The organism is Burkholderia sp. M6-3, assembly GCF_050858985.1.
Taxonomy (GTDB): Bacteria; Pseudomonadota; Gammaproteobacteria; order Burkholderiales; family Burkholderiaceae; genus Paraburkholderia; species Paraburkholderia caledonica.
Genome location: NZ_CP110090.1, coordinates 1,215,373 through 1,229,165 on the forward strand (window position 1 = coordinate 1,215,373; position 13,793 = coordinate 1,229,165).

At 64.1% G+C, this 13,793-nt stretch carries 12 protein-coding genes; 7 read left to right on the forward strand and 5 right to left on the reverse strand.

Annotated features, from left to right (window positions below; all coding sequences use genetic code 11):
• Positions 1 to 127 precede the first annotated feature (127 nt).
• The 4 genes from hscB (at position 128) to iscX (ending at position 3,364) form a co-directional block, all read left to right on the forward strand.
• Positions 128 to 667 carry a Fe-S protein assembly co-chaperone HscB gene (gene hscB, locus OH764_RS05235; RefSeq protein WP_027775428.1) on the forward strand — a complete coding sequence of 180 codons (540 nt, stop codon included), beginning with the start codon at positions 128 to 130 and terminating at the stop codon, positions 665 to 667.
• Between the two features lie 103 nt (positions 668 to 770).
• Complete coding sequence (gene hscA, locus OH764_RS05240) at positions 771 to 2,642, forward strand: molecular chaperone HscA (protein ID WP_498848276.1); 1,872 nt, start codon at positions 771 to 773, stop codon at positions 2,640 to 2,642.
• Between the two features lie 167 nt (positions 2,643 to 2,809).
• Positions 2,810 to 3,151, forward strand: coding sequence for an ISC system 2Fe-2S type ferredoxin (gene fdx / locus OH764_RS05245; RefSeq protein ID WP_006051275.1), 342 nt, complete (start codon positions 2,810 to 2,812; stop codon positions 3,149 to 3,151).
• 15 nt (positions 3,152 to 3,166) lie between these two features.
• On the forward strand, positions 3,167 to 3,364 hold the full coding sequence (gene iscX, locus OH764_RS05250; RefSeq protein WP_013588918.1) for a Fe-S cluster assembly protein IscX: 198 nt from the start codon (positions 3,167 to 3,169) through the stop codon (positions 3,362 to 3,364).
• 97 nt (positions 3,365 to 3,461) lie between these two features.
• Here the strand turns inward: iscX and OH764_RS05255 are convergent, their stop codons facing one another.
• The 5 genes from OH764_RS05255 to OH764_RS05275 all read right to left on the reverse strand — a co-directional run bounded on the left by OH764_RS05255 (position 3,462) and on the right by OH764_RS05275 (position 10,354).
• Positions 3,462 to 4,226, reverse strand: a complete 765-nt coding sequence (locus OH764_RS05255; protein WP_498848277.1) for a glycine zipper 2TM domain-containing protein — start codon at positions 4,224 to 4,226, stop codon at positions 3,462 to 3,464.
• 236 nt (positions 4,227 to 4,462) lie between these two features.
• On the reverse strand, positions 4,463 to 6,019 hold the full coding sequence (gene lysS, locus OH764_RS05260; protein ID WP_498848278.1) for a lysine--tRNA ligase: 1,557 nt from the start codon (positions 6,017 to 6,019) through the stop codon (positions 4,463 to 4,465).
• A gap of 129 nt (positions 6,020 to 6,148) precedes the next feature.
• Positions 6,149 to 7,253, reverse strand: a protein-coding gene (prfB, locus tag OH764_RS05265) for a peptide chain release factor 2 (protein ID WP_317021625.1) whose coding sequence is annotated in 2 segments (ribosomal slippage) — positions 6,149 to 7,171 and positions 7,173 to 7,253 — 1,104 coding nt in all. Because the reading frame shifts where the segments join, the coding sequence is not laid out codon by codon here.
• Positions 7,254 to 7,425: 172 nt separating this feature from the next.
• Positions 7,426 to 9,132: a single-stranded-DNA-specific exonuclease RecJ gene (recJ, locus tag OH764_RS05270; protein ID WP_020065511.1), complete on the reverse strand. Its 1,707-nt coding sequence runs from the start codon at positions 9,130 to 9,132 to the stop codon at positions 7,426 to 7,428.
• 37 nt (positions 9,133 to 9,169) lie between these two features.
• Complete coding sequence (locus OH764_RS05275) at positions 9,170 to 10,354, reverse strand: regulator (protein WP_498848279.1); 1,185 nt, start codon at positions 10,352 to 10,354, stop codon at positions 9,170 to 9,172.
• Between the two features lie 453 nt (positions 10,355 to 10,807).
• Between OH764_RS05275 and OH764_RS05280 the strand changes: the two genes are divergently transcribed.
• From OH764_RS05280 to OH764_RS05290, 3 genes are all read left to right on the forward strand, one after another.
• A complete protein-coding gene (locus OH764_RS05280) occupies positions 10,808 to 12,061 on the forward strand; it encodes an ABC transporter permease (RefSeq protein ID WP_498848280.1) in 1,254 nt (417 codons plus the stop codon).
• Positions 12,054 to 12,797, forward strand: a complete 744-nt coding sequence (gene lolD, locus OH764_RS05285) for a lipoprotein-releasing ABC transporter ATP-binding protein LolD (protein WP_027775420.1) — start codon at positions 12,054 to 12,056, stop codon at positions 12,795 to 12,797. The genes OH764_RS05280 and lolD overlap by 8 nt, the downstream gene beginning before the upstream one ends.
• A gap of 84 nt (positions 12,798 to 12,881) precedes the next feature.
• A complete protein-coding gene (locus OH764_RS05290) occupies positions 12,882 to 13,670 on the forward strand; it encodes a TatD family hydrolase (protein ID WP_498848281.1) in 789 nt (262 codons plus the stop codon).
• The last annotated feature ends 123 nt before the right edge of the window (positions 13,671 to 13,793 follow it).

Sequence of the window (13,793 nt, forward strand, 5' to 3'; positions counted from 1 at the left end):
GGACCAAAGGCGGCGCGGGCCGCCTTTTTAGTTTGCTCCGCAATTTCGCGTGAGGCAGCTCGCTCGAGCCGGCTATGCGCCCGACCTGCGCTCCAATGCACTTTTCTCGACGGAATTTTTTGATTCGATGGTTTCGCTGAACGTCTCGCTGAACGATAGCCACTTCGACCTGTTTGGTCTTCCTGCGCAATTCGCGCTCGATCCGGCTGCGCTCGATCACGCGTATCGCACGGTGCAGGCGCAAGTGCATCCGGACCGCTTCGCGGCGGCCGGCGACGCACAGAAGCGCATCGCGATGCAATGGGCCACGCGCACGAACGAGGCGTACCAGACGCTTCGCGATCCGTTAAAGCGCGCGACCTACCTGTTGCATCTGCGGGGCATCGACGTCGGCGCGCACGACAACACTGCCATGGAGCCGGCGTTTCTGATGCAGCAGATGGAGTGGCGCGAAGGCATTGAAGACGCCGCCGCGGCAAAGAACGTCGACGCGCTCGACGCGTTGCTCACCCAGTTGCGCGACGAAGAACGCATCCGTTTCGAGAAGCTCGGCGCATTGCTCGACAGCGGTGTGAATCAGGCGGCGGGCGAGGCGGTGCGGCAGTTGATGTTTATCGAACGGGTGGCCGCCGAAATCGGCACGCAGATCGAGCGGCTCGAGGATTAGGCGGCTCGTTTGCATCATCGCATCGCAGCGATGAAAGCGGCATTGGCATTACATCCAGCAACGCAATTTCAGGACGGAGCCTGACGGCTCCGAGAAGATCCAGATGGCCTTACTGCAAATCTCCGAACCCGGCATGGCGCCGGCGCCTCATCAGCGGCGTCTGGCGGTCGGTATCGACCTCGGCACGACCAATTCCCTCGTCGCCGCCGTGCGCAGCGGTGTGCCCGACGTGCTGCCCGACGAAGACGGCCACGTGCTGCTGCCCTCCGTCGTGCGCTACCTGGAAAAGGGCGGCCGCCGCATCGGCCGCGCGGCCAAGGCCGAGGCGGCGACCGATCCGCGCAACACGATCGTCTCCGTCAAGCGTTTCATGGGACGCGGCAAGGCGGAAGTGGAAGGTGCCGAAAACGCGCCCTACGATTTCATCGACGCGCCCGGCATGGTGCAGATCCGTACCATCGACGGTGTGAAGAGCCCGGTCGAGGTGTCGGCGGAAATTCTTGCGACGCTGCGCCAGCGCGCCGAAGACACGCTTGGCGACGAGCTGGTCGGCGCAGTGATCACGGTACCCGCTTATTTCGATGAAGCCCAACGCCAGGCAACCAAGGACGCCGCGCGTCTGGCGGGCCTGAACGTGCTGCGCCTGCTGAACGAGCCGACCGCGGCCGCGATTGCCTACGGCCTCGACAACGGCTCGGAAGGCTTGTACGCCGTCTACGATCTCGGCGGCGGCACCTTCGACCTGTCGATTCTCAAGCTCACGAAAGGCGTATTCGAAGTGCTCGCGGCGGGCGGCGACTCGGCGCTCGGCGGCGACGATTTCGACCACGCACTGTACCGCCATGTGCTGGAGCAGGCCGGCATCGCGCCAAAAACGCTCGCGCCCGAAGACGTGCGGCTGCTGCTCGACAGCGTGCGCACGACCAAGGAGGCGTTGTCGGACGCGCCTGAGGCAACCCTCGCCGTGACGCTTTCCAGCGGCACCAGGATCGATCTGACGATCGACGAGGCCACTTTCGAGGCCATCACTCAGGCGCTCGTGCAGCGCACGCTCGGCCCGACCAAAAAAGCGTTGCGTGACGCCAAGGTTACGACCAAAGAGATCAAGGGCGTCGTCCTGGTGGGCGGTGCGACGCGCATGCCTGTGATTCGCCGCGCGGTCGAATCGTTCTTCGGCCAGCCGCCGCTCACGAATCTCGACCCCGACCAGGTCGTCGCGCTGGGCGCCGCAATCCAGGCTGACCTGCTCGCCGGCAACCGCGGCGCGGACGGCGACGACTGGCTGTTGCTCGACGTGATTCCGCTGTCGCTCGGCGTCGAGACAATGGGCGGGCTGACCGAGAAGATCATCCCGCGTAATTCGACGATTCCGGTGGCGCGCGCGCAGGATTTCACCACGTTCAAGGACGGCCAGACGGCAATGGCGATCCACGTGGTGCAAGGCGAGCGCGAGCTCGTCAGCGACTGCCGCTCGCTCGCGCGTTTCGAGCTGCGCGGCATTCCGCCGATGGCGGCCGGCGCGGCGCGCATCCGCGTGACGTATCAGGTGGACGCGGACGGCCTGTTGTCCGTGTTTGCGCGCGAACTGGGCTCGGGCGTGGAGGCGTCGGTGGTCGTGAAGCCGTCCTACGGCCTCGCCGACAACGACATCGCCAGAATGCTGGAAGACAGCTTCTCCACCGCTGAAGTCGACATGCGCGCCCGCGCGCTGCGCGAGGCGCAGGTCGAAGCGCGGCGTCTCGTCGAAGCGACCGACGCGGCGCTCGCCGCCGACGCCGAACTGCTCGACGACAGCGAGCGCGCGGAACTCGACGCGCTGCTGACCGGCCTGCGCAATGTCGCCGGGAGCGACGACGTGGACGCGATCGAAGCGGCCACCAAAAAGCTTGCCGAGGGCACCGACGAATTCGCTGCCCGCCGCATGAACAAGGGCATTCGTCGCGCGCTGGCCGGCCGCAAGCTCGACGAGATCTGAAGCTCGCGCCGGCTGCTTTGACAGCGCCGGCAAGCGGCGGTAAGAGTCGGCAAGCGGCGTCGCCGGAAGAACTGAAGCGCGTCGCGCGGACTTAAAAACTTCGCGTGTCGCCAGTAAAATGGCACGGACCTGGTTGAGGCCGCGCCTTAGACCCAAACGGAAAATGTATGCCTCAAATCGTTGTGCTGCCTCACGTCGAACTGTGCCCGGAAGGCGCGGTGATCGAAGCCGTGCCCGGCAAGAGCATTTGCGACAACCTGCTCGATAACGGAATCGAAATCGAGCATGCCTGCGAGAAGTCGTGCGCGTGCACGACGTGTCACGTGATCGTGCGTGAGGGTTTCGCCGCCTTGACGCCGTCCGAGGAAGACGAGGACGATCTGTTGGACAAGGCGTGGGGGCTCGAGCCGGCTTCGCGTCTGTCGTGCCAGGCGATTGTGCCGGCCGAGCAGGACCTGGTCGTCGAAATCCCGCGTTACTCGATCAATCACGCGAAGGAAAACCACTAACAGGAGGACGCAGCCATGAAGTGGACCGATACGCAAGACATCGCGATGGCCCTGACCGACAAGCATCAGGACGTCGATCCGCAGCAAGTGCGCTTCACCGACTTGCACCGCTGGGTTACCGAACTCGAAGGATTCGACGACGATCCTAACCGGTCGAACGAAAAGATCCTCGAAGCGATCCAGGCTGCATGGATTGAAGACGCGGATTACTGATTTTGCGAGGCGGCTTGTGCTAGTGCGGCTGCGGTAAAGAAAAAGGCGATTCCACTGGAATCGCCTTTTTTATGCACGTTAGATCCGATGCGCGGCGTCAGTCCGCCACCAGCGTGCCGTTCTGCACACGAACGCGTTGTCCTTGCTGGAAGGGCGGCGCTTCGTGATACGTGAAGTAGCGCGTCTTGCCGTTTTCCATTCTCACCCGGACCGAATAGGAAGTCGTGCTGCGGATATGCTTTTCGACTGAATTGCCCGCAAGGCCGCCGCCGAGTGCGCCGAGCAATGTCATTGCGGTGCGCCCATTGCCGCTGCCGAACTGGTTGCCGACCACGCCGCCCGCTACAGCACCGCCGACGGCGCCAATGCCGGTTCCATGACCTTCCTGACGCGCTTCGGAAATTGCCACGACCGTGCCGCAACTTGCGCAATAGGCCGGTTGCGTCGGCTGCTGCGGAGCATATTGCGGCGCGGGCTGTGCCTGTTGCTGTTGTGCGTACTGTTGCTGCGCCGGAGCAGGTGCGGGCGCGCGCTGCGGCTGCGGTACGGGTTGCTGCGGCGCAGCCTGCTGCGCGATCTGACCGGAACTCTGCTGCGCCGACGGGTTGGCCGGGGCCGCCGAATCGACCACGGCTGGCTGGCCGCTTTGTGGCAAGACCTGCGCCGCTTGCGTCTGGCTGGTGGGCTCGCCGGTGCTGGACGCCTTGGGGAACATGCCCGTCATGGCTGCTGTCGCCACGAGACTCGCGATAATCACAGCGCCCGCAGCCGTCGCGACGAGGGGATGGAGCCGCCGCTGGGATGTCGGCGGTGCTGTGTTCTGCGTGACTGGTGTAGCAGGTTGCGTGTTGGGTCTTTCCATTTTCGCCTCCGTCTTTGGCAGAGTGACTTGTAATGAGACCAAGTCTCCGCGAAATCGATCCACCTGACGTTTCCAATTGTAACGATTTGACGAAAATCGCGCTCTCGCCCGGGTACCCAAGGGCGCTTTTACCAATGGTTACATGCCCCGAATGGTCCAGCCAGTGTTCGGCGTTCCGTACAAAACAAAACGCCCGGCATCGGAGCCGGGCGTTTTTAAACCGAAGCGAGTAATGCTCAGTCTTCGCGACGCAGGTGCGGGAACAGAATCACGTCGCGGATGCTCGGGCTGTCAGTGAGCATCATGACCAGACGGTCAATGCCGATACCGCAGCCACCCGCTGGCGGCATGCCATATTCGAGCGCGCGAATATAGTCGGCGTCGTAGAACATGGCTTCTTCGTCGCCGGCGTCTTTCTGGTCGACCTGCTTCTTGAAGCGAGCCGCCTGATCTTCCGGATCGTTCAACTCCGAAAAGCCATTGGCGATTTCGCGACCGGTAATGAACAGCTCGAAACGCTCGGTGATGCCTTCCACCTTGTCCGATGCGCGCGCGAGCGGCGACACCTCGATCGGATAGTCGATGATGTACGTCGGCTCCCACAGTTGCGACTCGGCGGTCTCTTCGAACAGCGCGAGTTGCAGCGAGCCCACGCCCGCATTCAGGAACTGCGGCTGCGACGCGTCCACGCCGAACTTCTTCAGTTCCGTGCGAAGGAACGCGCTGTCGGCTAGCTGCTCGTTCGTGTATTGCGATGCGTACTTCTGGATAGCCTGAGTGATCGTCAAACGGTGGAACGGCTTCGCCAGATCGAGTTCGCGCCCTTGATATGTGATCGTCGCCGTGCCCAAGGCGTCGATCGCGGCCTGGCGGATCAACTGCTCCGTGAAGTCCATCAGCCACTTGTAATCGGTGTATGCCGCGTAGAACTCGATCATCGTGAATTCCGGGTTGTGGCGCACGGAGACGCCCTCATTGCGGAAGTTACGGTTGATCTCGAACACGCGCTCGAAGCCGCCGACCACCAGCCGCTTCAGATACAGCTCAGGCGCGATACGCAGGAACATCTGCATGTCGAGCGCGTTGTGGTGCGTGGTGAACGGCTTGGCCGCCGCGCCACCGGGAATAGGGTGGAGCATGGGCGTTTCGACTTCCATGAAGTCGGCGTCGGCCATGAATTTGCGGATCGACGAGATCGCCTTCGTACGCGCGACGAACGTCTTGCGCGTTTCCGGCGTGACGATCAGATCGACGTAGCGCTGGCGATACTTCATCTCCTGGTCCGACAGGCCGTGGAACTTGTCCGGCAGCGGACGCAGCGACTTCGACAGCAGGCGCAGTTCCGTACAGCGCACGGAAAGCTCGCCCTTGTTGGTGCGAAACAGCACGCCGCGCGCCGCGACGATGTCGCCCATGTCCCACTTCTTGAAGGCGTCGTACGTTTGCTGACCGACGTCGGCCGGCGTGATGAAGAACTGGATCTGCCCCGAGCCGTCGCGCACGGTCGCAAAGCTTGCCTTGCCCATCACGCGCTTGAGCATCATGCGGCCGGCAATCGCGACTTCGAGCGGTTTTGCTTCGAGCGCTTCCTTGTCGGTGTGCTCGAACTGCGATTGCAGATCTTCCGCATGATGCGTGGGACGGAAATCGTTCGGATAGGCGACACCTTGCTCACGCAACTCGCGCAGCTTTTCACGGCGCTCGGCGATGATCTTGTTGTCGTCCACCTCGGGCACGACGCTCGGCTGGGCCGCATCAGGCTGGGCCGTATTAGGCTGAATCGGTTCGTTCATGATGGTTTGGTATTCGTGGTCCGCAATGGGTGGTCTGCAATCGGTGGCCGGCTTGCGGACAGCCAGTTGGTGACAGACCTCAGGCGGTAAAAAGATACGGCGCGGCGTTGCGTGCCGCGCCGGTCGTACTCAGACGCCCTGTTTCAGGCTCGCGCTGATGAACGGATCGAGATCGCCGTCGAGCACGCTCTTCGTATTGCTGATTTCGACGTTGGTGCGCAGGTCCTTGATACGGCTGTTGTCCAGCACGTATGAGCGGATCTGGTGACCCCAGCCCACGTCCGTCTTGCCCGCTTCCAGCTTGTCCTGCTCGGCCTGACGCTTGCGGATTTCCGCTTCGTACAGACGCGATTTCAGCATGGCCATTGCTTCAGCGCGGTTGCGGTGCTGCGATCGATCGTTCTGACACTGCACGACGATACCCGACGGAATGTGCGTGATACGCACCGCGGAGTCGGTCTTGTTGATGTGCTGACCGCCCGCACCGGACGCGCGGTACGTGTCGATCCGCAGATCGGCCGGGTTGATGTCCACCTCGATCGAATCGTCGACTTCCGGATACACGAACACCGAAGAAAACGACGTATGACGTCCGCCCGACGAGTCGAACGGCGACTTGCGCACGAGGCGGTGCACGCCGGTTTCGGTGCGTAGGAAGCCGTAAGCGTATTCGCCTTCGATCTTGATCGTGGCGTTCTTGATGCCTGCGACGTCGCCGTCGGTCTGCTCCAGCACTTCGGTCTTGAAGCCCTTGCGTTCGCAGTAGCGCAGGTACTGACGCAGCAGCATGGACGCCCAGTCGCACGCCTCGGTGCCGCCCGCGCCGGCCTGGATATCCAGGAACGCGTTGTTCGGGTCGGCCGGATTCGCGAACATGCGGCGAAATTCCATGTCGGCGACGCGCTGTTCGAGCGCTTGTGCGTCCGTTTCGCAGGCGATCAGCGTTTCGTCGTCGCCTTCTTCACGCGCCATGTCGAACAGGTCTTGCGCGTCGCGCAAGTCGTTGTCGAGCGACGTGAGTTTGCCGACGGTGTCGTCGAGCAGTTTTTTCTCCCGGCCGAGTGCCTGGGCGTGTTTCGAGTCGTTCCAGACGTCCGGGTCTTCGAGTTCCCGGTTGACTTCGATTAGACGCAGTGCTTTGTCGTCGTAGTCAAAGATACCCCCGTAGGTCGGCCGCGCGCGTGCGCAGGTCCGCCAGAGAGGCTTCGATCGCGTTGAGACGTTCCGCTTCCATGTCGATCTTTTATAGCTTCGTAAAAAGGTGAAATTATAGCCGATCGGCGCCGCGCGCCGGAGTCGATCGAGCGATCCGGCGCGGGTTTGGGATTGATTTTGCGGAGATTTTCGGCGCCGCGGCAGGTTCGCGCAGCGGCGCCGATGAAGTCGGTGAAGCCGGTAGAGTCGCTCTAGCTCGCCGCGTGCTCGACGATCAGCTGCACGCGCGAGACGCCGTTCCACGTGTCGCTCGCAAGCCGGTACGCGACTGTGGTGCGTGCGGGCAGCGTGTCGGTGTGATTGAACCAGATTGCGTTGAAGCGCTGGCGGCCGCGCATCAGTTGCAGCTTCAGGTGCTTGTCCTTCACGAGCGCTTGGGACGCGACGTCGAATTCGCCGGAAAACACCGGCGCCGGGAAACCTTGGCCCCAGACTGCGGCGTCGAGCATTTCGACGAATTGCGGCGTGAAGTACGCGTCTTCCAGTTCGCCGTCGGTTTCGACGGTGCGCGAAAGCGCTTCTTCGGTGAGCCACTCGCGGCCGACCGCTTCGAACGCGGCGGTGAAGCGCGGCACGTCGGCGGCGGCGAGCGTCAGACCTGCCGCCATCGCGTGGCCGCCGAATTTGACGATCATGCCGGGCTCGCGCTTTGAAATCAGATCGAGCGCGTCGCGCAGATGGAAGCCCGCGATCGAGCGACCCGAGCCTTTGACGAGCTGGCCGCTGTCGTCGGCGAGTGCGAACGTGAACGAAGGCCGGTGGAACTTCTCTTTCAGACGTCCGGCCACGATGCCGATCACGCCCTGGTGCCAGGCCGGGTTGAACAGCGTGATGGTGGCCGCGCCGTCGGGGTCGATCGACGAGAGGTCGTCGAGCGCCTGTTGCTGCATGCCGGCTTCAATTTCGCGGCGCTCGCGGTTCATCGCATCGAGTTGTTGCGCGAGTTCCCACGCGCGGCCGACGTCGTCGGTCGTCAGGCATTCGATACCGAGCGACATATCCGACAGCCGTCCCGCCGCATTCAGCCGCGGACCGAGCGCGAAGCCGAGGTCGAAGCCCGACGCACTGCGGGCGTCGCGCGCGGCGGCGCGAAAGAGGGCCGCGATGCCAGGCTGCATCTTGCCCTTGCGGATGCGTTGCAAACCCTGCGCGACCAGCACGCGGTTGTTGCCGTCGAGTTTCACGACGTCCGCGACGGTGCCGAGCGCGACCAGATCCAGCAGGCCATCCAGGCGCGGCTCCGGGAAATCGTCGCCGAACGCGCCGCGGCGGCGCAATTCGGCGCGCAACGCGAGCAGCACGTAAAACATCACGCCGACGCCCGCGATGCACTTGCTGGGAAACTCGCAGCCCGGCTGGTTCGGATTGACGATCGCGCGGGCAGCGGGCAACTGGTCGCCGGGCAGGTGGTGATCTGTGACGAGCACGTCGATTCCAAGGGCGTTGGCCGCCTCGACGCCGTCCACGCTCGCAATGCCGTTGTCGACCGTAAGCAGAAGGTCCGGCTTGCCCGATGCGTTGCGCGCGGCCAGCGCGACGATTTCGGGCGTGAGGCCATAGCCGTATTCGAAGCGGTTCGGCACCAGATAGTCGATCTGGGCGCCGAACATGCGCAGCCCGCGCACCGCGACCGCGCAGGCGGTGGCGCCGTCGCAATCGTAGTCGGCCACGACCAGCATGCGGCGCTTTTGCCCGATCGCGTCGGCGAGCAGCACAGCGGCGTCTTCGCAGCCTTTCAGCGCGGCGGGCGGCACGAGGCGCGCAAGTCCGGTTTCGATTTCGTCCGGCAGGCACACGCCGCGCGCCGCATACAGACGCGCGAGCACCGGATGCAGGCCGTGGCGCACGAGAATTTCAGCGTCGACAGGAGAACAGGCGCGCGTAACGATTCGGGTCATTCTGAAAGGCCGTCTGTAGGGTCGGTCATGCAATCGATCATTCGATGAAAAGCGAGGCGAGCAGGCGCCGTCGCCAGAACTTGCGCAGATCGCCGCGCGTGATGCTGAGGGTGACGGACCCCGTGTCGCCGCACAAGGTCATGCCGAGTTCGGCAAGCGCACCCGATTGCAGCGCTTCGAGCGCCGGTTCGAACCAGTCGCCCTGGAGCGCCGCAAAGGCCGCGTTCCAGCGTGCCCAGTCCTGTTCGATGTATGGCGCCGAGAACGGGTCCAGCTCCACCAGGGTGGTGTTTCGTGCGTGTGCTGCGGTGTGCACATCGTTCGCCGCGCTCGAACGGGTTGCCTGGTCGCCTGCATGGGTGCCGCCGCGGTCCTCAAGCGACGACAGCGCCGCGAACGAAGGGGGCGGTGCGCCGACTGGCACCCCGGCTGTGAGTGCGAGACCGCGCGTCGCCGCGGCGTCTGAAAAGACGCGTGAGAACGGGCTGCGCACAGGCCGCGCCGCACCTTGCGCGTGAAACCAGATCGAATTGACAGCGGGCAGGCCGCGCGCCTCGCGCGCTTCGTTCACGGGGTGCTCGAACCAGGCCATTTGCACTTCGTTCTGCAGCTTCATCCACGCCCGCGAACGCTCGCCGGAATGCGCTTCGTGCGGCAACCAGATTTCGATGTTACGGCCGCTCGCGCGCAACGGCGATGCACCGGCCAGCGTGCCGAAGTCGTCGCCCGACAGGTACCAGCGCGCGGGCTTCGGCGCCTCGATGCGCACGCCGAGTTCCTCGATCAGGGGCCGGGCCACCTCGAACAGCGCGCTCGCTTCGTCATCGGAAAGATCGAGCGACGCCGGGTCGATCAGCACCAGATGGTCATGCGCGATGCGAACGTGCACCGGCTGCACGCAGGCCCACGTCGCATCGCCCGGTTCGCCGCCGTCGGCGCGCAGCATGTAGGGCGCGAGCGGGGCTTCGTCGGTGGCTGCCGCGCCCGTCGAGGCGGTGGAGGCGTTGGATAGCGCGCCGAACTGACGCGCGATCCACCGTTCATGCGGCAGCGTGCGCTGGAAATCCTCGCCGACCACACGCTCGACGAGCGTCGCGCGCGCGACCAGCCGGTCGAGAGCAGGGCTGCGGATGTCGTGTAGGGCGGTGGAGGCGTCGGCTGCGGCGGGCAGCGCGAAAGGAAGCAGAAGATGGAGGCGGTCGGCGTGCATGATGCTGCGCATTGTAGGGCAAAGCGCGCTGCGGTTTCGATAGGCTCGGCGGGTCGGTGCGGGTTGGTGCGGGTTGGCGCGGGTCGGCGCCGGACAGCAATGGGTCGCCGTCGCGTCGGTAGTTGCGTCGAGCTGTCCGCGCAGCGCTCACGCAGCGGGCTGTCCGGCAGTCCCACCCGCCGCTCTACCGGCAGTCCCTTTATGCGGCGGCGCGGCATTGTATGGCAAACTTCGCGCTTGGTTGACGGTGGCGGCATCGGCAATGCGGGGCGGGTTTGCGCCGCGACGTCGGACAGGAACCATCCGGATTGCCGCGACACCAATGATCAGGACACTCGGGCCGGACTCGCGACGCGAAGGCAGATGCAACGGCGGGCTTATCCGCGGACGCATCGCCAGACGTATCGCCGGACGCAAGACGCCGCACGCTGCCCGGGTAGCCGAAGAACGCAGAAAAGGACTCGCTTGAAATTTCCCTACGAATGGCAGATCGGCTGGCGCTATACCCGCGCCGGCAAACGCACGACCGGCAACGGCTTTATCTCCTTCATCGCACTGGTTTCGATGTCGGGCATCGCGCTTGGCGTCGCCGCGCTGATCGTGGTCTTGTCGGTCATGAACGGCTTCCAGAAAGAAGTGCGCGACCGAATGCTGTCGGTGCTTGCGCACGTCGAAATCTTTTCGCCGACCGGCTCGATGCCTAACTGGCAACTCACGGCCGACGAAGCGCGCCGGAACAAGGAAGTGATCGGCGCCGCGCCTTATGTGGAAGCGCAGGCGCTGCTCACGCGCCAGGACGCAGTCAGCGGCGTCGCGTTGCGCGGCGTCGAGCCGACGCTCGAGCCGCAGGTATCCGACATCGGCAAGGAGATGAAAGGCGGCAAGCTCACCGACCTCGTGCCTGGCGACTTCGGCATCGTGCTGGGCGCGGACCTCGCGACCAATCTCGGCGTGACCGTCAACGACAAGATCACGCTGGTCGCGCCCGAAGGCACCATGACGCCGGCCGGCATGCTGCCGCGTCTGAAGCAGTTCACGGTGGTGGGCATCTTCGAGTCGGGGCATTACGAGTACGACAGCACGCTCGCGCTGATCAATATCAAGGACGCTCAGGCGCTGTTCCGGCTACCCGCGCCGACTGGCGTGCGATTGCGTCTCACCGACATGCAGCGCGCGCCGGAAGTCGCGCATCAGCTTGCGCGAAGCCTCTCCGGCGACCTGTATATCCGCGACTGGACGCAGCAGAACAAGACCTGGTTCTCGGCGGTGCAGATCGAAAAACGCATGATGTTCATCATCCTCACGCTGATCATTGCGGTCGCGGCGTTCAATCTCGTGTCGTCGCTCGTGATGACGGTGACCAACAAGCAGGCCGACATCGCGATTCTGCGCACGCTCGGCGCGCAGCCCGGTTCGATCATGAAGATTTTCGTCGTGCAGGGCGTGACGATCGGCTTTATCGGCACAGCAACCGGCGTTGCGCTGGGTTGCCTGATCGCGTGGAGCATTCCATGGCTCGTGCCGATGATCGAACATATGATCGGCGTGCAGTTCCTGCCGCCGTCGGTGTATTTCATCAGCGAACTGCCGTCCGAACTGATTCCCGCCGACGTCGCGCGAATCGGCATCATCGCGTTCCTGATGTCGGCGGTGGCAACGCTTTACCCGAGCTGGCGCGGTGCCAAAGTTCGTCCCGCGGAGGCGCTGCGCTATGAATGACCGTTCCGCAACTCTACCCATGGCCGCTCAGGAACTGACGCCGCATCCGTACGTGCTGGAAGCAACCGGCATTTCGAAGTCGTTCGTGCAGGGCGGTCTGAACGTGCAGGTGCTCAACAACACCGAACTGAACGTGCGGCGCGGCGAGAAACTCGCGATTGTCGGCGCGTCCGGTTCAGGCAAGAGCACGCTGCTGCATGTGCTCGGCGGCCTTGACGATCCCAGTGCGGGCCACGTCTCGGTGATGGGCAAGCCGTTCACGAAGCTCTCCGAACGCGAACGCAACGACTTGCGCAATCGCGCACTCGGTTTCGTGTACCAGTTTCATCATCTACTGCCCGAGTTTTCCGCACTCGATAACGTCGCAATGCCGTTGCGGATTCGCCGCATGACGACCGAAGCGTCGCGCCGCGAAGCACTCGCGGTTCTGGAGCGCGTCGGCATGGCGCATCGCGCGAAACATCGGCCGGGCGAGCTGTCGGGCGGCGAGCGTCAGCGTGTGGCGATTGCGCGGGCGCTGGTCACGCGGCCGGCGTGCGTGCTCGCCGACGAGCCAACCGGCAATCTGGACGGCGGCACTGCGGACACGGTCTTCAATCTGATGCTCGAATTGTCGCGAACGCTCGAAACGAGTTTCGTGATCGTCACGCACGACCCCGAACTGGCCGGGCGGTGCGACCGCATCATGCGGCTGCGCGACGGGATTTTGCATGAGGAGCCGCCGGTTCCGGTGTAAGCGTGGCGAGGCGGCACAGAGCTGCAAATGGCTCGACGTGCCGGCCGCTCAATCTGCTCAATCCGCTTGTCAGCGAGGCAACCCATGTGGATCGATACGCACTGCCATCTCGACGCCTCCGAATTCGACGCCGACCGCGAGCACGTCGCCGCGGCGGCGAAGAGTGCGGGCGTGGGGCGTATCGTCATCCCGGCCATCGGCCGGCAGAACTTCGCAGCCGTGCGCGAGCTGGCGCACCGCTTCGAAGGCGGCGCATATGCGCTGGGCATTCATCCGCTCTTTACGCCATCCGCGCAGGAACACGACCTTGAACTGCTGCGCGTGGAAATCGAGGCTAGCCTCGACGATCCGCGCTTCATCGGTATCGGCGAGATCGGTCTGGATTATTTCGTCGACGGCCTCGACGACGCCCGGCAGCAATTCTTCTACAACGGTCAACTACAAATCGCGCGCGAATTCGATCTGCCGGTGATCTGCCATGTGCGCAAATCGCAGGATCAGGTCATCAAAGGCTTGCGCCGGCATCAGATTCATCGCGGCATCGCGCATGCATTCAACGGCAGCTTCCAGCAGGCGCAGGCGTATATCGACCAGGGCATGCATCTCGGCTTCGGCGGCAATCTGACGTTCGAGCGCGCGCGGCAGATTCGCCGCCTTGCCGAGCAGTTGCCGTTCGACGCACTGGTGGTCGAGACCGACGCGCCGGACATTGCGCCTTCGTGGATTTACAAGCAGCGCAACTCGCCCGAGCAGACTCCGGCCATCGGCGCCGGACTCGCGCAGTTGCGTGGCATGGCGGTGGACGAAGCCGCCCTAGGCACAACGGCTAACGCGCTCGCCGCGCTGCCGCGACTCTCGCTTTCCTCTGCATAATTTGTCTGGTTGATTCTCGAGTGGTTTGCGCCGGGCGAGACACACGTCCGGCGGCACGCTTGCGCGTTGCGCCGTGCGTTGCGTCGTCTCGTTCCGCGTACGGCCGGTGGCGGGCGGAGGGCG

What these genes read in the sequence shown, in the direction of transcription:
- hscB (WP_027775428.1), top strand. Translation starts at nt 128, where the DNA reads ATGGTTTCGCTGAACGTCTCGCTGAACGATAGCCACTTCGACCTGTTT.
- hscA (WP_498848276.1), top strand. Translation starts at nt 771, where the DNA reads ATGGCCTTACTGCAAATCTCCGAACCCGGCATGGCGCCGGCGCCTCAT.
- fdx (WP_006051275.1), top strand. Translation starts at nt 2,810, where the DNA reads ATGCCTCAAATCGTTGTGCTGCCTCACGTCGAACTGTGCCCGGAAGGC.
- iscX (WP_013588918.1), top strand. Translation starts at nt 3,167, where the DNA reads ATGAAGTGGACCGATACGCAAGACATCGCGATGGCCCTGACCGACAAG.
- OH764_RS05255 (WP_498848277.1), bottom strand. Translation starts at nt 4,226, where the DNA reads ATGGAAAGACCCAACACGCAACCTGCTACACCAGTCACGCAGAACACA.
- lysS (WP_498848278.1), bottom strand. Translation starts at nt 6,019, where the DNA reads ATGAACGAACCGATTCAGCCTAATACGGCCCAGCCTGATGCGGCCCAG.
- recJ (WP_020065511.1), bottom strand. Translation starts at nt 9,132, where the DNA reads ATGACCCGAATCGTTACGCGCGCCTGTTCTCCTGTCGACGCTGAAATT.
- OH764_RS05275 (WP_498848279.1), bottom strand. Translation starts at nt 10,354, where the DNA reads ATGCGCAGCATCATGCACGCCGACCGCCTCCATCTTCTGCTTCCTTTC.
- lolD (WP_027775420.1), top strand. Translation starts at nt 12,054, where the DNA reads ATGAATGACCGTTCCGCAACTCTACCCATGGCCGCTCAGGAACTGACG.
- OH764_RS05290 (WP_498848281.1), top strand. Translation starts at nt 12,882, where the DNA reads ATGTGGATCGATACGCACTGCCATCTCGACGCCTCCGAATTCGACGCC.